Here is a 17443-nt window from a genome sequence, read left to right as displayed (position 1 = left end):
TGCCGCCTCTTGTATCGCTGAAACGTAACGCCTTATGTATGCAACGCCGAGTGATGGAGCAGTTGAACCTCGTTTGGTTGCGGCATCGGTCTTCCTATAAGCAAAAACCCGAGCTTTCCATAACATCGGTCTTCGACCGTACCATGGATGTGCTCAGGTTTTTGGACTTGGTATTACATTCTCCAAAAAGAGTGGATTGCCTTAAAGGAAACCAGCTCCCATTTGTATTTCGGCAGAGACTTCGACGAAATTTCGTCGAAATAAACCACCGCTAATGTCCCCGAAATTCCTTAGTCGATGATTTCAGCAGTGTCGCCATTACGCGCGCCTGCTGCGTTTGCTTCATCGGTATCGATGTGCATGTCCAATGCAAAGGAGTCGGATACGCGTGCCACTACATTTTCCAACACGAGGCCGCGTTCGCCGCTCAAGCGCACTTTCAGCATTTGTTTGTCTTGAATGCCCCATTTTTCCGCATCGGAAGTGTGGAAGTGAATATGGCGGGCAGCAACGATGACGCCTTTGTCGATGGTTACTTCGCCGGCAGGGCCTTTGATGGTTATTCCCGGAGTTCCTTCAATGTTTCCGGACTCGCGTACAGGGGCTTTAACGCCGATCGCAAAGGAATCCGTCATGGAGATTTCCAATTGGGTTTCCGGGCGAACTGGCCCGAGGATGCGGACTTTATCGAACTGTCCTTTCGAACCGATTACCGCTACTGTTTCGTTTGCGGCGTATTGGCCTGGTTGGGACAGAGGTTTGAACTCAGTCAGTTGATAACCTTTGCCGAACAAAACGTCGACATGCTCTTGGGATACGTGAATGTGGCGGGCGGATACGCCCACAGGTACTGTTTTACTCATTTGAAATTTCACTCCTTGTTTATCTCTGGCCTGAGGTCAGGCTCATAACAATCCTTTGGTATTATACCCCTTTTTGGCGTGAAATGAAAACGAACTGTTGAAAATTCATGAAATCCCCTTATTTTACCTGATTGGCGGCAGCTGAAGGCAGCTGTTCATGCAAATAATTTATCGCATTATCCCACATCCAGCCTCGCACCACATGCTCGTCATAATGTTTCAGCAGCACTTCGATCCACTGCGGATATTTCCCCGAATGCTCCAAACCATGAATATATGTCGATATTCCGTCAAAGTCAGACCCCATCATCAAATGCTGCGCTCCGCCCAAGGTGCATATCCGCTCGATATGCGGCAGCAGATCTTCCATATGTACCTCATCCGCCTGTTTCACGAACCATGGCACAAACGTCAATCCCACCCGCCCATTCCGGGCCACAATGGCCCGAATTTGATCATCCTTCAAATTGCGGACATGGGGACACACCTCGTAGCTGTTCGAATGGGAAGCAATAAACGGACGCTCGCTCAGCTCGGTCAGTTCCCAGAACCCTTTTTCCGTCAAATGCGAAACATCCAGCAGCATGCCGATTTCATTGCAGCGCCCGACCAATGCCTTGCCTTTCTCGGTCAAACCCGCTCCTCGCTGCTCCATCACCCCGTCTGCCGCCCAATTGGCATAGTTCCAGGTCAGCCCTACGATTCGTATGCCCATCTCGTAACATAGCTGCAAGTAGAACAGGCTGCCTTCCAGGCCGTCCACACCCTCCAGCGTCAAAAGTCCCCATGGGTTCTCAAGCTTCCTGACGTCAGCCACCTGTTCCCGCCATAACAGCGTTTGGATCCCCCGGCCTTGCCCATCGTTCCCATGAACCCGGTTTCTGTATAACTCGAGCTGACCCATGACGTGCTCAAACTTGCCCCGGCCCAATACTTCCGGCAAATAGATCGCAAACGCCTGCAAGCCGACGCCGCCTTCCTCCATACGCTGCACATTGACATCCAGCTCCGATGCATTTCGGAACGAAAGCTCGGGTTTCAACAACATTTTGCTCAAGGCATCACAATGAAAATCGGCGACACGCCATTCACGCATGAACGCTCCTCCTTTGGCCTGGAAATAAAAAATGGCATGCAAAAAAACCTGTCTACGACGTAAACAGGCTCCTTGCAGGAATCATGTATTATCTGGGCTCCACTATCAGCTTAATGGCCGTTCGGTCCTCACCGTCAATTACGATATCAGTAAAAGCTGGAATACAAATCAAGTCAACTCCACTTGGTGCTACGAATCCCCGGGCTATCGCTACCGCTTTAATAGCTTGATTCAATGCACCCGCCCCGATGGCCTGCAGTTCAGCATTTCCACGTTCACGAAGAACACCTGCAAGCGCACCGGCAACGGAATTGGGATTGGACTTTGCTGAAACTTTTAATACTTCCATGGTAAGTACCTCCCTGGGATTGTTGAATGTTTGTTTCCACTTACTAGATTTTATTCGCGGGAGGCAAAAAAATTCCTTCTTTTTAGACGAGGCTCGGAGAAAACGGGAACACCCCGCTACTCCATGCGCCACTCATCCTCGTTTAAACGAATTTTCTCGATTCGGGTTGCTTTGCCCGTGCTTTCGTCGATTTCCACAAACACGCCATGGAAGTGCCATTTGCCGTCATCCACCACAAAGCGTACCGGCAATTGGGTATAAAACTTGCGCAATACTGCCTGACGTTCCATGCCCAAGATGCCGTCACGCGGTCCAACCATGCCGGCATCCGTCAAATAAGCCGTTCCTCCCGGCAAAATGCGATCATCATTGCTTTGCACATGGGTGTGCGTTCCCACGACAAGCGAGACACGACCGTCCAAATGCCAGCCCATCGCAATTTTCTCCGAGGTCGCTTCTGCATGCATATCGACCAGAATACACTTGTGCTTCTGGCGAAGCTCGTCGACAATCTCGTCGGCGGTGCGGAACGGGCAATCCAGTGCGGGCAGAAACGTGCGCCCTTGCAGATTCACGATGGCCAATTCTTTGCCCTCGCCTTTGACCACGGTGTACCCTCTGCCTGGAGTGCCTGGAGGAAAGTTGGCAGGACGAATCATACGCGGCTCATCGTCGATGAACTCAAAAATGTCCTTGTTATCCCATGTATGATTGCCCAGCGTTATGCCATGCACGCCCCAGTTAAAAAATTCGTTCGCAATCGCTCCGGTAATCCCGCGGCCTGCCGCCGCGTTCTCGCCATTGACGATGACGACATGCGGCTTGTACTTGTTTTTAAGGTAAGGCAGATTTTCTTTCAACGCTTTGCGCCCGACGTTTCCTACGATGTCACCGATAAAAAGAACTTTCAATGTATTGCCTCCTTCATTACTTACCATATCTGAATCCGGATTAAACATGTTATGCGCCAAAAGCAACGGTAACGTGCATAAATAAGAAAAGCGGCCACAATCGCGGCCACTTTTCGAAATGATCTATTTTGCGTATTCAACCGCCCGGGTTTCCCGGATCACGGTGACTTTGATGTGTCCCGGATAATCGAGCTCGTTCTCGATCATCTTGGTGATGTCACGTGCAAGGCGGAAAGCTTCCGCATCGTCGATTTTATCAGGCTGCACCATGACGCGAACTTCGCGGCCGGCCTGAATGGCATACGATTTCTCGACACCTTCGAACGATTCCGAAATTTCTTCCAGCTTCTCCAGTCGTTTGATATACGTTTCCAGTGTTTCGCGGCGTGCGCCTGGTCTTGCTGCGGATAAGGCATCTGCTGCTCCAACCAGCATGGCAATAACCGAAGTTGCCTCGCAATCCCCATGATGGGAAGCGATGCTGTTGATGACAACAGGGTGCTCCTTGTATTTCTTCGCCAGTTCCACGCCGATTTCGACGTGTGATCCTTCCACTTCGTGATCCAGCGCTTTACCGATATCATGCAATAATCCGGCACGTCTTGCCAGCGTAACATCTTCTCCAAGCTCGCCAGCCATCAATCCAGCCAAGTAGGCGACTTCCATTGAATGTTTCAAGACGTTCTGACCATAGCTTGTACGGAATTTCAATCTGCCCAAAATTTTGATCAAATCCGGATGCAGACCGTGTACGCCCACCTCGAACGTAGCTTGCTCACCGTATTCACGGATACGCTCATCCACTTCTTTGCGGGATTTCTCCACCATCTCTTCAATGCGTGCCGGATGAATACGTCCGTCTGCCACCAGTTTCTCCAGGGCTGTACGGGCAATTTCACGGCGAATCGGGTCAAAGCCCGACAGAATGACTGCTTCTGGCGTATCATCGATAATGAGGTCAATCCCGGTAAGGGTTTCTAGTGCACGGATGTTTCGTCCTTCACGACCGATAATCCGGCCTTTCATCTCTTCATTCGGAAGCGTTACAACAGATACCGTCGTTTCTGCCACGTGATCTGCCGCGCAACGCTGGATGGCCAGGGTAATAATTTCGCGGGATTTTTTGTCCGCCTCTTCCTTCGCCTGCTGTTCAATGTCCTTGATCATCTGAGCCGTCTCATGACGGACTTCCTGCTCTACGTTGGACAGTATGATACTGCGTGCGTCTTCCATGGTGAGGTTGGAGATACGCTCCAGCTCCGTAACCTGGCTTTTGTAAATCATTTCAATTTGCTGCTGTGTCTCATCAATGCGTTTCTCTTTGTTAGCCACTTGCTCTTCTTTACGTTCGAGTGATTCCATCTTTTTATCCAGCGACTCTTCTTTTTGCAACAATCGTCTTTCTTGTCGTTGAATTTCATTTCGACGTTCACGAGTGTCTTTTTCAGCTTCGGCGCGAATGCGATGGATTTCGTCTTTTGCTTCCAGCACCGTCTCTTTTTTCAGCGCCTCTGCCTCTTTTTTCGCATTTTCAACGATTTGTACGGCAGCTTGTTCCGCACTGGAAATTTTGGCCTCTGCAAGAGATTTGCGAATAAAATATCCGACTCCGAACCCAATGAATAGCGCGGCTACAACGAGAACGATCGTGATTATCATACTGTTCACCTCCTCGTTGGTTCCTCCAAGGCATTCCTTGGGTCTTTTTTCTGTTTTCAAACCTCGCATATTTTGGGAATACGAATACTCACGGCGATCCCCCGCCGATTTTCATTTCAAGTGTACATGTTTCCACGTACTATCCGCCTTCTCAAGCGAACCATAGTCAATGAATGGTTGAAAGTCCTGGAAATCGGAAACCGCTTTTTTGGAAGGAAAAAGGGTTACCCAATTCTTACAGACTCATGTCCATTTTAGTATTTGACGAAATAAATTGTCAAGAGAATGCAACCTGGCACATCGTCCTGTTAATCCCATAACCAACTTTCATGCTCTTCGTTGTCCGTCTCGCCATCTTCCTCGATCAGAACATTCACCGCACGACGAACCATATCCATGGGAAATCCGCGGCGAACCAGAAAGGGAAATGTTTTACGTTTTTTTTCGGAAATGTCACCTTTAACCTGCTTCCACTTTTTTCGACCTGCTAGCAGGGCAGTTTCAAACTCATCGTGCGCGCTAACTTCTTGCAAAGCCTCGGCAATGAGATCATTGGATACGCCTTTTTGGCGCAGTTCCTGCCTTATCCACAGTTTTCCCTTCCGCTGGCCTGTCATACGCTGTCTCGTCCATTCCTTTGCAAACCACTGATCATCAACGAGTTTCTCCCGCTCCAGCTGATCCAGCACATCTTCAATCAATGTTACCTCAAACTGTTTTTGTTGAAGCTTCTGGGCCAATTCTCGCCGGGTCCGCTGCTTATGTTCAAGATATCGCAATGACTGCACATAGATGCGCTGGCGCTCGTCCGCCACAACGATTTTTTCCAAATCCCGCTTCACAAACGTATTCCCTTTGGTCATGCGATACTTGATCATAACGTCTTCCAGTACGGTTAACGAGTACGTCCCAAAAGTGATGCGATACCGTGCTTCCCGGCTCTTCAGCCTGTCCACGCGTGTAATTACGAGTTCCTCGTTATCCGGAAAATCGGCGATCCCCTCCGGTTCATGTTCCGCTTCCCACTGTTCTTTCTCTGTGTTGTCCATGCGCTCTCCCTTCTACCTTCCTTCAAAACGCCCTTCCCAGACTCCTTAAAAAGTGCAATTTCAATGCCACTATAATATCAGGCAAAAAACTAACTCCACATGTGAACTTTATGGATATCAATAACATACCATGAACTGCGGTATGCATGCTAACAGCCCCTGTCCAATGATTGGACAGGGGCTGTTAAAACAGTACGATGAATTCAAACGCCTATTTTCACTTCGGTCATCCGCGAGAAAGGAAAAGACTACTCGTTCAGTTCAAACAATTCCTGTTCTTCTTCCTCTTCCTCTTTCAATTGTTCATTGGTCGGAGCCGGAACTACCGTTGTCAAATTGCTTGCTTCACGGATTTTTTGCTCAATAACGTTAGAAATTTCGGTGTGCTCTTTAATGAACTGCTTGGCATTCTCGCGCCCTTGTCCAAGGCGTTCACCTTCGTAAGAATACCATGCACCACTCTTATTCACGATATCAAGCTCTGTAGCGATATCAATGAGACTTCCCTCTCTGGAAATACCTTCGCCGTACATGATATCCACTTCAGCCTGTTTGAATGGAGGGGCCACCTTATTTTTAACAACTTTGATACGCGTACGGTTACCGATGATATCGTTACCTGACTTGATGCTTTCTACGCGACGTACGTCCAGACGTACTGTAGAATAGAATTTCAAGGCCCGTCCGCCTGGGGTCGTTTCAGGGTTACCGAACATGACGCCTACTTTTTCACGAAGCTGGTTGATAAAGATCGCGATCGTTTTCGATTTGCTGATGGCACCCGAAAGCTTACGAAGCGCCTGGGACATCAAACGGGCTTGCAAACCAACGTGGGAGTCACCCATCTCACCTTCGATTTCAGCTTTTGGTACCAAGGCGGCAACCGAGTCTACAACGATGATGTCAACAGCACCGCTGCGAACCAATGCTTCTGCAATCTCCAACGCCTGTTCACCCGTGTCCGGCTGGGAAAGAAGCAGTTCATCAATGTTTACGCCCAATTTGCTGGCATACAGCGGATCAAGCGCATGCTCTGCGTCGATAAATGCAGCTTGTCCACCCACTTTTTGCACCTCTGCAATGGCATGCAGGGCAACGGTTGTTTTACCGGAAGATTCCGGTCCATATATTTCAACAATACGGCCTTTCGGAAGGCCACCTGTTCCTAATGCAATATCAAGAGCCAAGGATCCGCTGGGGATAATTTCCACTTGCATGTGAGTGGATTCTCCCAATTTCATGATGGAACCTTTACCAAATTGCTTCTCTATTTGACGGAGCGCCATATCAAGCGCGGCACGACGGTCTGACAATATGTTCACACCCTTTACTGTTTATACTATAATGATACCTTGTTTTAACACGTTTGCCAAGCATTTTTTCGAACATACATTCGTTTTTTTTACGATGGACGAGGCGCCTCTCCTCCATGAAGCCTATCAGCAAAACAGAAAAAAGAACCGCAAACGAGGCTGTAAAGCCTGATTGTGCGGTTCTTCCGTCTTTCTCCATTATACCGGTCCACGCTCACAAAGGCAATCACGAACGCCAAAATTAGTCCATATCGACCAATTTGCGCCACAGACGATACAATATAGCTTTGGCGGAACGAATCCGCACCGTCTCACGATTGCCGTTGATCCGCAGTTCATGGATTTCCGTTTCTTTGTCCCGCTGGGCCAGCCCGATGAACACAAGTCCCGGCGGTTTGCGCTCCGAATATCCAGGCCCGGCAACACCGGTCACCGACAGGCCAAAATCGGCGTCCCCGATCATCCGGACCTGCTCTGCCAAAACCTTGGCCACCTCGGGACTCACGGCTCCAGGGGCGTCTTCACCTTCCAAATAATTGTGCGGCACGTTCAAAAGCTTCTCTTTTAACTCATTGGAATAACACACGATGCCACCCTTCAAAATGGACGCGCTCCCCGGAATCGATGTCAGGCTCTGCATGACAAGGCCTCCCGTGCAGCTCTCCGCAGCACTAAGCGTCAGCCCCATGTCCGTCATCATCGTGACAATCGCATGTTCGATAGGCACATCCTCATTAGCGTAGAGATGCTCAGGCAGCCTTTCCCGGATTTGGACCTCCATCGCATCCAGCTTCACCTTTGCTTCGCCCTCGCTCGGCGCTTTGGTGGATACGCGGACCGTGACTTCGCCCTCGCTTGCGTAAGGGGCAATCGTCGGATCCGTTTGTCCATCAATCAGGTCCAGCAGCCGATCCTCCAGTGCGGACTCGCCAATTCCCGCAAATTTCAGCATGCGGGAATAAATCGGCATTTCGGTCGTCAGAACATGCTGGAACAGCCATGGCTTCACTTGTTGTTCAAACATCGGAATGAGCTCCTTCGGCGGCCCAGGCATGACGATATAATGTTTGCCCTGATCCGAAATGGCGTTTCCGGCAGCAAGGCCCGTCTCATTGGCCAGCGGCGTTCCACCTTCGATGACGATCGCTTGACGGCGGTTATTTTCGGTCATGTCCACATTGCGGTCCAGGAAAAACTTCTCGATTTTGTCCATGGACAAGCGGTCAATATGAAGCTGCCGTCCGAGTACGGCTGCCAGGGCATCCTTGGTCAAGTCATCCTGCGTAGGGCCGATACCTCCCGAGAACAGGATAACGTCGGCACGCCCTTGTGCAATCCGAATGGCCTCGCTGAGCCGGCCCAGATTATCCCCAACGACAGTTTGAAAATAGACATCGATCCCGATCGCAGCAAGCTCGCGGGAAAGGTATCTAGCATTCGTATTTACGATTTGCCCAAGCAAAAGCTCGGTTCCTACTGCTATGATTTCAGCCTTCATTGAACATCCTCCTGTACGTATCGCGAGTGATCAAAGGGCAATAGGATTTGTCCCTATTGCCCTTTGCGATGCATTCTGCCATTCATTACCCTTTTTCACCTGTAAAACGTTATACTTCAGACAACTTCAGCAAATTTTTATTTTTGATGAAATAGTCGATTCCGGACCAGATCGTAATCAATGCCGCTGCCCAGACTGCGATAACGTCCACATGAATCCCCAGGAAGAAGAATGGGAAGTTATTCAGCAGCAGCAGCACGATTGCCGCAATCTGCACGACGGTTTTCAATTTGCCCCACGCGCTGGCTGCTACGACCGAACCGTCCAGCAAAGCGATTTGGCGCAAACCGGTAACCGCAAATTCCCGGCTGATGATCACGACCGCAATCCAGGAATCCAGCTTGCCCATCTCGACCAGAGAAATCAGCACCGCGGTTACCAACAGCTTGTCCGCAAGCGGATCGAGCAATTTGCCAAGATTGGTAACCATATTGTTTTTCCGCGCCAGATATCCGTCAATGCCATCCGTGCTTGCCGCAATGATGAAGATGACCGCAGCAATCAATTGATTATAAGGAAGCGAGAAACTTCCGAGCTGCAACGGCTCCGGATAAAACGGAAAATCCACCAGCAGAAACACCATTAAAAAAGGGATTAAGCAAATACGTGCAAGCGTAATCCGGTTGGGTAAATTCACAAGACGCCCTCCCTCTCATCCTCCAAAACTCCAAACATGAACGCTAATCCCATCCATCATTTTGACTGTGCCGGCAATAAGGTGTATGTAAAAACGCAAAATAAAGCCAACCGTTCAAACGCAGGCACCGTTTTAAACGTATCGGCGACATCCGTAATGTACTGCTTTTCACAAAGTCAGCAAACGATGGTGACTGGGCTTATATGCTTGGTTGCCAGCAATGCACACTTAGTATAATATACGCCCATTGCAGTGTCAAAAAGAAGCCTTGGATCGCTCACGTTGCAACAGCTGTTGCTTATTTGAGGTTGGTATACTGCAAATCCAACGGCAAGCTGGCTCCATTCAACAATTGAATGACAGCCTGCAAATCATTTTTGCTTTTTCCGGTTACCCGCAATTGGTCTCCCTGAATCTGGCTTTTCACTTTCAGTTTGGAATCGCGGATCAGCACATTGATTTTTTTGGCTGCTTCCTGATCGATTCCCTGCTTGAAGCTAAGACGTTGGCGGACCGTACCGGAGGAAGCAGGCTCCACTTTGCCGTAGTCGATGTTCTTGAGCGGAAGGCCCCGCTTCACCATTTTAGATTGAAGCACATCAATGACGGCCTTGAGCTTGACCTCATCGTCGGAAATGATCGTCAACGCGTCCTTGTCCAGCTTGAGGCTGCTTTTGCTGCCTTTGAAGTCATATCGTGTACTGATTTCCTTTTCGGCCTGTGTCACGGCATTGCTCAATTCCTGCAAGTCCATTTTGGACACGATATCAAAAGAATGTTCTGAACTCAAAACCGGTCACCTCTCAAATTAATCTATGTTCTGTGTAACATTATAGTGGATACCCCAAGCAAAAGTCTAATTTTTGAACATTCGATTTTAAAAAGAAAAAGGCATTTTCGGCACCCTCAGCGGAAGGATACTGCCAAAAATGCCTTGATCCTGAATCAACGATTAGTAACGGCTTCGGTTAGGTTGTCTAAACATGTCCAATACGCCTAAAAGGATATGGGCAAGCCCAAAACCCAATATACCATAACCCCATGCGCTGGGCGTCAAGTAATAGCCCAGCAGGCTGACGATGATTCCGAGCCCCGTAACGATCCAGCTGACCGTCATCGCTTTCCACCTGCCTTCACCAAAAGTTAATTGCAAAAGGAGACACCTTAGTGTCTCCTTCAGTCTTTTTGGCTATTCGTTGGCCGCATTGCCGTCGCTATTCGTTTCGGTTGTCGATCCCCCATCCGTCCCCGTGGACGTGGTGGAAGCATTCCCGCTACTCTGACCCAGTTTGAGGCGAATGCGGTTCGTCGCTTTTCCATCCGTTACGACTTGTCCGCCAACTTCGATGGTCGTTGCTGCGGCATAACCGGATTTGATGTACAAACCGGTGTCGTCCAAATTAAACGTAAACGTATCGCCGCTTGCGGTCATCCCGAATTGCAGCTTTTCTCCACTGGAGTTTTGACCCTTGTATACTTCAAGCCAGCTTTCACCCGTAGCCGTAATGCTCACCGTAACCGGTTTGCCGGCACTGTCCGCCACCTCGAAATTGGTGATATTCCCCGACTTGCCACTCTGAGTGACAGTTACGCCGGACGTTTCGCCAGCAGGCTCCTCATTCTGATTTTCATTCGTCGTTTGTTCTGGCGTATCCTCGGTGGATTGACCGGTTCCTTCATCTGTATTCGGCTCAGACGTGGCATTGTCCACTTGTTCCGAACCTCCGCCATTGCCGCCTGCAGCCGCATCGCCCTCATTGCTGCCAGGCTGCTCTGTCGAGGCCTGACCGTTATCGCTAGGCGTAGCATCAGGCTTATCATTCGGCGTATTCTGGCTATCGGTGATCTTGGTTGGATCCACTCCAGGATTCGTGCTGCCATCATCCTTATTCATGACGACGTAAACGTATAGAAGCACGATGATCAAAATCGGAAACGTCCACATCAAAGCAACGGACATCCATCGGTTGCTGCGCTCCGCCGGACGGCTTGAACGCTTCTGGATGACCGGTTCCATCGTGGCTTCCGGTTGTTCCGCAGGCACATCCTTTTTGTGCCCCTCCAGCAGCTCATCAGGATTCAGTCCCACCGTCTCCGCATATGTTTTGATGAAAGCACGAACATAAAAACTGCCGGGAAGAACCTTATAGTCCCCCGCTTCGATTGCCTCCAAATACCTTTTGCGAATTTTCGTCATTTCCTGTACGTCGTCGAGACTCATCCCTTTTTGCAGCCGGGCCTCTCTTAACTGCTGACCCAGTTCAGACATGCCATCTCCTCCTTATGTTTCTCTTGTATGGTTTCCATCTATTCAAATCATTCCGAACAGGCATTACAGCTCGTCGGTATAGCTGGCCGTGAACGTATCATATACGATTTCTTCGCCCGGATTGTTGCGCAGTTCAATGATAATGTCAAAATCATTATAGTCATATTCGGACTCCTGGACAAATATATCCGGATGTTCGATCACCTTGGTGCTAGGCATAGCCATGATTTCCTGCAGCAGGTTGTAGTGCCGCTCGCTGGAACGGATGGTGCTGACAATCCCGTCAATAATGAAAACGTTGTTCGGGTTCATTTCGTCCTCGGAAAGCTGGCTTCGGATCGTTTGGCGCAGCAATGTCGACGATACAAACGTCCACCGTTTCATGGCGCATACACTGCCTGCGATAATGGATTCCGTCTTCCCGACACGCGGCATGCCGCGCAATCCGATAATTTGACTGCCTTCCCTTTTAAATACTTCACCCAAAAAGTCGACGAGCAACCCAAGCTCATCCCTCGTGAAGCGGAACGTTTTGCGATCATCCGAATCGCGGTCGATATAGCGTCCATGGCGGACAGCCAAAATATCCACGAGCTTGGGTGCACGCAGAGCAGATACCGTGATACTGTTGACCTTGGCAAGCATTTCTCCCAGCAGACGGATTTTCTCATCGTCATCGGACTCAAGGAGCATGCCCCTCGTTTTGCCTTCCACGCCGTTGATCGTCAATATATTCACTTCAAGCATCCCCAACATGGAGGCGATATCCCCCAAAAGGCCGGGTCTGTTTTTATGTATTTTATATTCCATGTACCATTGTTTGGATTCCATTTGAACACCCCGTAAAGCAAAATTCCACATTATTCGACACTCCCGAAACGTGCCCATCGCACAACCAACCGGGACATCTTCTAAAAATGGGTCACGTTAATGATATATAAAATGAAAATGAATTACAAGAACAGGTCTGTAATCATTAGAGAAAAGCCCCCTTGCGGGAGCTTTCCGTCCTTAATCCTATGCGTTTTGCTTGGCCAGCTTGACCATCAGGCCCGCAATCGTACGACGTTCGTTCTCGTCGCCGACTTGCCATAACTCCTTCAATGCACGGTTGGAAGCGTTGGCCGGATCTACCTTGTCATCGAGAAAGTCGCCAATCTCGAAAGCAAGCTTGTTGATGGTTTCTTCAGTCATTCCCATCTTTTCTGCCTGCTTGACGCGGTCACCCAAAAACTTCTTCCATGTGTCGAAGTTGCTAACTACCGTTTTGTCTGTTGACATCATAAATCCTCCTTAGCGAAACGCATGAGATTTAAAATCAACAGTTGTAATATGTGATTTGGGAGCCGATTGTATACTGGTGAAATTACCCAGACGCATGTAAATACGCTAATCAAAACGTTATGTCAGCCAGCCTCCATTGGGACTGATGATTTGACCATTGATGTAACCCGACTCGGGAAGCGCGAGAAAGTATACCAACGAGGAAATTTCGTCAGGCTGGGCAAGCCTTCCCGCCGGAATTTCCTCCTCCAGCATTTTCAGCTCGTCCTGGTCAAGATGGTTCAGCATAGAAGTCTGCACGGCTCCCGGAGCGACGGCATTCACCGTCACTCCGGACGGAGCCAGCTCTTTGGCCAACGCTTTCGTAAATGCGTTTACACCGCCTTTGGTCGTGGAGTACAGCACCTCACAGGAAGCACCCGACAATCCCCATATGGAAGACACATTGATGATGCGTCCATATTTTTGTGCAATCATGTACGGCATCAAGGCCTGGGTACACAAGAACGTTCCCTTCAGGTTGATGGCCATCACTTCATCCCATATTTCTTCCGTGACGTCCGACAACAACCCGTAATGCGAAATGCCGGCATTGTTAACGAGAATGTCGGGCATCATGCCGTGGGATTCCAGCTTCTCCTTCATACGCTCGATTTGTTCCCGGCTGCGCAGGTCAGCCGAGACCGTCATGACTTTGCCGCTCCCCTTCTCCATGCATCTTCTCGCGGCTTCATTAGCCGCCTCATGGGATTTCATGTAATGAATGGCCACATTCATTCCCACAGCTGCAAACCGCTCTGCAATGGCGGCACCAATTCCACCGCTTGCTCCCGTGACCAGCACGGTCATTTCTCCGATCGCTTTCAATCGTCCGTTCCCCTCTCCGTATCAAGGACTTGCCACTATCGATACTGCAAGCTGCTCCCATCTAATATGTTCCCTCAACCTGCGATTCACATCTTCCAAGGTGATGGATTCATAAGCCGAGAGCATATTGAAAAAATCGCCGCCCCTGAACTTTAGACGCGTAAATTCATGGGCAATGTTTTCCGGCGAGTTGAGCATGCGCAAGTATCCGCCCATCTTTTTTTTGCGGGCGCGCTCAAAGTTCGTCTGATCAAACCCCGTTTGCAAAAGCGCATCAACTTCCTCGCGTACACGGCTGAGCAGCCGCTCCGGATCCTTCGTATCTCCGCCTGCCGCAGAAAAAGCATACTGAGATGAACTGTTATATTCGTATCCGAAACTGTCCGAGATCAAATCCTCGTCATACAGCTTCTGGTACAAGGAAGTGCTTGCGCCAAACAGCAGGTCCAGCATCAATTTCGTCGTAAGATCGCGTTTGTGGAGCTCTTCTCCCGTCAATCCAACATCCGTTTCCTTGAACCCGAACAAACATTTGGGCAGGGAAACCGCCAACTTCTCTACTCTTTTCTTCTCCCCTACCTCTTCAGGCTCCTGCTCGAAAAAACGATTGATCCGGCCCTGGAACTTGAAATTTTTACCGGCCTGGTTCGAACGAACCAGTTCCATCACTTCCTCCGGATCCACGCCGCCAACCACAAAAAGCAGCATATTGCTGGGATGGTAAAAAGCATTATAACACGTGTACAGCGTTTCTTTCGTGATCGTGCTGATCGATTCCACCGTTCCCGCAATGTCGATGCGAATCGGATGTTTTTGATACATCGCTTCAATCAGTCCATAATAAGCTCGCCAGTCCGGATTATCGGCATACATGTCGATTTCCTGTCCGATAATGCCTTTTTCCTTCTCAACGTTTTGATCCGTGAAATACGGATTTTGCACAAAATCGACTAATGTTTGTATATTTTCACCTACGTGCTCTGTCGCCGAAAACAGGTACACCGTCTGATCAAAACTTGTAAATGCATTGGCGGATGCTCCGTTGGACGCAAATGTTGCAAAAATGTCGCCCGTAGGCTCTTCGAACATTTTGTGTTCCAGAAAATGGGCGATGCCATCGGGAACCTTTACCTCGTCCTGGCCTTCCACCTGAAAATGATTGTCGACCGATCCGTACTTGGTCGCGAAGGTTGCAAAGGTTTTCTGGAATCCCGGCTTTGGCAGAACATAAACCTGCAGCCCGTTATCCATCACTTCATGGTACAGTGTTTCCTGCAAATCATCGTATTGAATGCGTTCCACCGTTATTCCCCCTTCTGATCGCGCAAAAAATAGATCGTATCCAACCGGAACTGACTCGCCGCCTCTTGAACCTGATCTTTGCCGACCTGTTCGACCTGTTCCAGCAGCTCCTCGGCGGTCCGGTCCGTTCCCGACAACTGACCATTGAAATCATAAGCAATCAGCTCAAACGCAGAATCCTGCATCTCTTTGACCAGATTGCGGATCATCGCTTTGGTCTGGGACATTTCCAGATCGCTGAGCATTCCGTTTTTCATCTCTTCAAGCTGTTGTTTGATAATCGCAACGGCCTTTTCGTAGTTTGGAATTTCGATCCCGGATTGGATCGTTGCGATGCCTTTATGCCCGTCGTAACGCGATGAGGCGTAATATGCAAGGCTTTCCTTTTCCCTTACGTTGACAAACAGCTTGGAATGAGGGTACCCTCCCAAGATTCCGTTATACATTAGCGCTGCGGCATACCGTGAATCTCCATAGGTAATGGATGTGCGAAGACCCATATTCAGCTTCCCCTGGCCCACGTCCATCCGCTCCACGACCGTGTTCACTGCCCTATCCCCCAAAACGGCCGGTTTAGGATGATACCCTTCGGTGCCGATACGATCGACATCAAAGTAGCGCTGAACCAGGTTCTCCACTTCCTCCAGCGTGGTATCTCCGACCACGTACAGATCGATGACGGACCGATTCAGCCAATCCCGGTATGCCGAGGTCAATGAAGGAGCATCAATGCCTGCAAGCTCCTTGCGTTGGCCCAGCGCATGCAGTCGATAGGGCTCATCCTTGCACATTTCTTCGATGCAGCGCTCGGCCGCATACCGCATCTTGTCGTTCACCACGGATTCCAGCTGCTTAAGCACGGTTTCACGCTCTGCTTCGACGTAGGCCGTGCGGAAGTGTCCATTTTCCTGAGCAGGACGGGTCAGCACTTCGCCTAAAAAGGCAAAGGACCGTTCCAACAATTTCTCGTCCCCGCCGACAAAAGCATCGTTGATGGTGTCCATTCGAAATTGCACGATCTGGTAATCTCCGCGTTTATAGATGTCAAAACCAAACCCGGCACCATACAGATGCTCCAACTGCTCGCGGAATTGCGTTGTTTCCGGATATGATTCGGTGCCGCGGCGCAATACAAACGGCGTTACCGCCACAGAGGTCACCGTGCTTTCTTGTAAAGGAACCCCTGCGTACAACGAAATGGCATATGTTTTAAATCGTTTGGTCGGAAGAACATGAATGCGAAACTGCTTCCGGTTTCCTCGTTCAAAGGCGGATGTATTCAACGTTCATAACCCCTTTACGGCATCATTTGTAAGGCAAAACAATGTTCCAGACAAGGCGTAACAACCATTTTAACCCATGCAAAAGACAAGAAGCAACCGAAGTCACGCCTTCTGGTTGCTTCTCCCGGCATCACATGCAAAAGATGTGTTGGCCGATGGTTTTGACCTGAGGACGGCTCCATATCCACTTGGACGTTGCCGTCTTTGGATTAAAGTAATACAGGCATCCGCCGGATGGATCCCAACCGTTTATCGCCTGCTCAACCGCTTTGCGGGCCTGGGCGTTCGGTTCGAGATAGATCTGGCCATCCGCCACTGCCGTGAATGCGCCAGGCTGGAAGATCACGCCGGAAGGCGTATTCGGGAAGCTTGGGGATTTGACCCGATTCAAAATGACCGCCGCCACTGCCACCTGTCCTTCGAAAGGTTCGCCTCGCGCCTCGCCGTACACGGCGTTCGCCATGATTTTGATTTCATTCTCCGACAAACCCATGGAATTGGCAGACCCCATGTTGTCCTGATCATTGTCATTCGCGGCACCGTTGTTGCCCCCGGCTTCGCTTCCTGCCCCACCCTTATGCAAAGGCGGTTCGGTTGGAGCCCAGTTTTTGGTGGCATTGTACAACTTCAGCTTGGTTTTGGCCCCGACGACGCCATCGGCCTTCATGCCGAACTCGGACTGGAACCATTTGACGGAATTCAGCGTTTTGCTGCCGAAATTGCTGTCAATTTTACCATTGTAGAAACCCAGGTACTTCAGTCTGCCCTGGAGTTCGTATACATCCTGCCCGTAGCTTCCATACTTCACCGTATTGCTGCTGAAGGTAGGCATTGCCTGTTCTTCCACTTGAGGCGTACTTTGATTCGAGGCCTGAGGCTTGGGATCGTGTGGAACCAAAAATCGGATTCCCAATGCGGACAACAGCAAAATAGCAGTGAAAAGCCATATGTTCATTTTTCGCATCAACTGTGCTCTACCTTTCTCTTGTGGGATTAACAGAAT

At 49.7% G+C, this 17443-nt stretch carries 18 protein-coding genes; all 18 read right to left on the bottom strand.

Going from position 1 to position 17443, the window contains the following annotated elements:
* Nucleotides 1-290: 290 nt before the first annotated feature.
* The 18 genes from MKY59_RS10920 to sleB all read right to left on the bottom strand — a co-directional run bounded on the left by MKY59_RS10920 (nucleotide 291) and on the right by sleB (nucleotide 17404).
* Entirely contained in the window at nucleotides 291-863 is a 573-nt protein-coding gene (locus tag MKY59_RS10920; protein ID WP_339277518.1) for a phosphate propanoyltransferase, read from the bottom strand.
* A 118-nt stretch (nucleotides 864-981) separates the two neighbouring features.
* Entirely contained in the window at nucleotides 982-1959 is a 978-nt protein-coding gene (locus tag MKY59_RS10915) for a membrane dipeptidase (RefSeq protein WP_339277516.1), read from the bottom strand.
* A gap of 88 nt (nucleotides 1960-2047) precedes the next feature.
* A complete protein-coding gene (locus MKY59_RS10910) occupies nucleotides 2048-2308 on the bottom strand; it encodes a stage V sporulation protein S (protein WP_019005392.1) in 261 nt (86 codons plus the stop codon).
* Nucleotides 2309-2424: 116 nt separating this feature from the next.
* Nucleotides 2425-3219: a TIGR00282 family metallophosphoesterase gene (locus tag MKY59_RS10905; protein WP_236417168.1), complete on the bottom strand. Its 795-nt coding sequence runs from the start codon at nucleotides 3217-3219 to the stop codon at nucleotides 2425-2427.
* A gap of 123 nt (nucleotides 3220-3342) precedes the next feature.
* Nucleotides 3343-4878 (bottom strand): ribonuclease Y, encoded by a 1536-nt coding sequence (rny, locus tag MKY59_RS10900; protein WP_236417166.1) that lies wholly within the window; start codon nucleotides 4876-4878, stop codon nucleotides 3343-3345.
* A gap of 308 nt (nucleotides 4879-5186) precedes the next feature.
* Nucleotides 5187-5927: a regulatory protein RecX gene (locus MKY59_RS10895; RefSeq protein ID WP_236417164.1), complete on the bottom strand. Its 741-nt coding sequence runs from the start codon at nucleotides 5925-5927 to the stop codon at nucleotides 5187-5189.
* Between the two features lie 248 nt (nucleotides 5928-6175).
* Nucleotides 6176-7240 (bottom strand): recombinase RecA, encoded by a 1065-nt coding sequence (recA, locus tag MKY59_RS10890; RefSeq protein ID WP_290371461.1) that lies wholly within the window; start codon nucleotides 7238-7240, stop codon nucleotides 6176-6178.
* A 241-nt stretch (nucleotides 7241-7481) separates the two neighbouring features.
* Entirely contained in the window at nucleotides 7482-8738 is a 1257-nt protein-coding gene (locus MKY59_RS10885; RefSeq protein WP_236417162.1) for a competence/damage-inducible protein A, read from the bottom strand.
* A gap of 109 nt (nucleotides 8739-8847) precedes the next feature.
* On the bottom strand, nucleotides 8848-9435 hold the full coding sequence (pgsA, locus tag MKY59_RS10880) for a CDP-diacylglycerol--glycerol-3-phosphate 3-phosphatidyltransferase (RefSeq protein WP_236417160.1): 588 nt from the start codon (nucleotides 9433-9435) through the stop codon (nucleotides 8848-8850).
* A 298-nt stretch (nucleotides 9436-9733) separates the two neighbouring features.
* A complete protein-coding gene (locus tag MKY59_RS10875) occupies nucleotides 9734-10225 on the bottom strand; it encodes a YajQ family cyclic di-GMP-binding protein (protein WP_339277513.1) in 492 nt (163 codons plus the stop codon).
* A 162-nt stretch (nucleotides 10226-10387) separates the two neighbouring features.
* The gene (locus tag MKY59_RS10870; protein ID WP_167666083.1) at nucleotides 10388-10552 is read right to left on the bottom strand and encodes a hypothetical protein; all 165 of its coding nucleotides are present in this window, start codon (nucleotides 10550-10552) and stop codon (nucleotides 10388-10390) included.
* 72 nt (nucleotides 10553-10624) lie between these two features.
* On the bottom strand, nucleotides 10625-11704 hold the full coding sequence (locus MKY59_RS10865) for a RodZ family helix-turn-helix domain-containing protein (RefSeq protein ID WP_339277509.1): 1080 nt from the start codon (nucleotides 11702-11704) through the stop codon (nucleotides 10625-10627).
* Nucleotides 11705-11767: 63 nt separating this feature from the next.
* Nucleotides 11768-12535, bottom strand: coding sequence for a DUF3388 domain-containing protein (locus MKY59_RS10860; RefSeq protein ID WP_236417154.1), 768 nt, complete (start codon nucleotides 12533-12535; stop codon nucleotides 11768-11770).
* Nucleotides 12536-12721: 186 nt separating this feature from the next.
* Nucleotides 12722-12985, bottom strand: coding sequence for a DUF3243 domain-containing protein (locus MKY59_RS10855; RefSeq protein WP_236417421.1), 264 nt, complete (start codon nucleotides 12983-12985; stop codon nucleotides 12722-12724).
* A 120-nt stretch (nucleotides 12986-13105) separates the two neighbouring features.
* Nucleotides 13106-13837, bottom strand: coding sequence for an SDR family oxidoreductase (locus MKY59_RS10850; RefSeq protein ID WP_236417419.1), 732 nt, complete (start codon nucleotides 13835-13837; stop codon nucleotides 13106-13108).
* 39 nt (nucleotides 13838-13876) lie between these two features.
* Nucleotides 13877-15157, bottom strand: a complete 1281-nt coding sequence (locus MKY59_RS10845) for a pitrilysin family protein (RefSeq protein WP_339277508.1) — start codon at nucleotides 15155-15157, stop codon at nucleotides 13877-13879.
* 2 nt (nucleotides 15158-15159) lie between these two features.
* Complete coding sequence (locus MKY59_RS10840; protein WP_339277506.1) at nucleotides 15160-16440, bottom strand: pitrilysin family protein; 1281 nt, start codon at nucleotides 16438-16440, stop codon at nucleotides 15160-15162.
* Nucleotides 16441-16570: 130 nt separating this feature from the next.
* On the bottom strand, nucleotides 16571-17404 hold the full coding sequence (gene sleB, locus MKY59_RS10835; RefSeq protein WP_236417149.1) for a spore cortex-lytic enzyme: 834 nt from the start codon (nucleotides 17402-17404) through the stop codon (nucleotides 16571-16573).
* Between the last annotated feature and the right edge of the window lie 39 nt (nucleotides 17405-17443).

It is taken from the genome of Paenibacillus sp. FSL W8-0426 (genome assembly GCF_037969725.1).
Lineage (GTDB): Bacteria > Bacillota > Bacilli > Paenibacillales > Paenibacillaceae > Paenibacillus > Paenibacillus hubeiensis.
The sequence above is the reverse complement of the archived record's forward strand: the minus strand, read 5'-3'. Positions and strand labels throughout refer to the sequence as shown.

Excerpts from the sequence above, each read along its gene's own strand:
- MKY59_RS10920 (WP_339277518.1), bottom strand. The coding sequence starts at position 863 with ATGAGTAAAACAGTACCTGTGGGCGTATCCGCCCGCCACATTCACGTA.
- MKY59_RS10915 (WP_339277516.1), bottom strand. The coding sequence starts at position 1,959 with ATGCGTGAATGGCGTGTCGCCGATTTTCATTGTGATGCCTTGAGCAAA.
- MKY59_RS10910 (WP_019005392.1), bottom strand. The coding sequence starts at position 2,308 with ATGGAAGTATTAAAAGTTTCAGCAAAGTCCAATCCCAATTCCGTTGCC.
- rny (WP_236417166.1), bottom strand. The coding sequence starts at position 4,878 with ATGATAATCACGATCGTTCTCGTTGTAGCCGCGCTATTCATTGGGTTC.
- MKY59_RS10895 (WP_236417164.1), bottom strand. The coding sequence starts at position 5,927 with ATGGACAACACAGAGAAAGAACAGTGGGAAGCGGAACATGAACCGGAG.
- MKY59_RS10885 (WP_236417162.1), bottom strand. The coding sequence starts at position 8,738 with ATGAAGGCTGAAATCATAGCAGTAGGAACCGAGCTTTTGCTTGGGCAA.
- MKY59_RS10870 (WP_167666083.1), bottom strand. The coding sequence starts at position 10,552 with ATGACGGTCAGCTGGATCGTTACGGGGCTCGGAATCATCGTCAGCCTG.
- MKY59_RS10865 (WP_339277509.1), bottom strand. The coding sequence starts at position 11,704 with ATGTCTGAACTGGGTCAGCAGTTAAGAGAGGCCCGGCTGCAAAAAGGG.
- MKY59_RS10860 (WP_236417154.1), bottom strand. The coding sequence starts at position 12,535 with ATGGAATCCAAACAATGGTACATGGAATATAAAATACATAAAAACAGA.
- MKY59_RS10855 (WP_236417421.1), bottom strand. The coding sequence starts at position 12,985 with ATGTCAACAGACAAAACGGTAGTTAGCAACTTCGACACATGGAAGAAG.
- MKY59_RS10850 (WP_236417419.1), bottom strand. The coding sequence starts at position 13,837 with ATGACCGTGCTGGTCACGGGAGCAAGCGGTGGAATTGGTGCCGCCATT.
- sleB (WP_236417149.1), bottom strand. The coding sequence starts at position 17,404 with ATGCGAAAAATGAACATATGGCTTTTCACTGCTATTTTGCTGTTGTCC.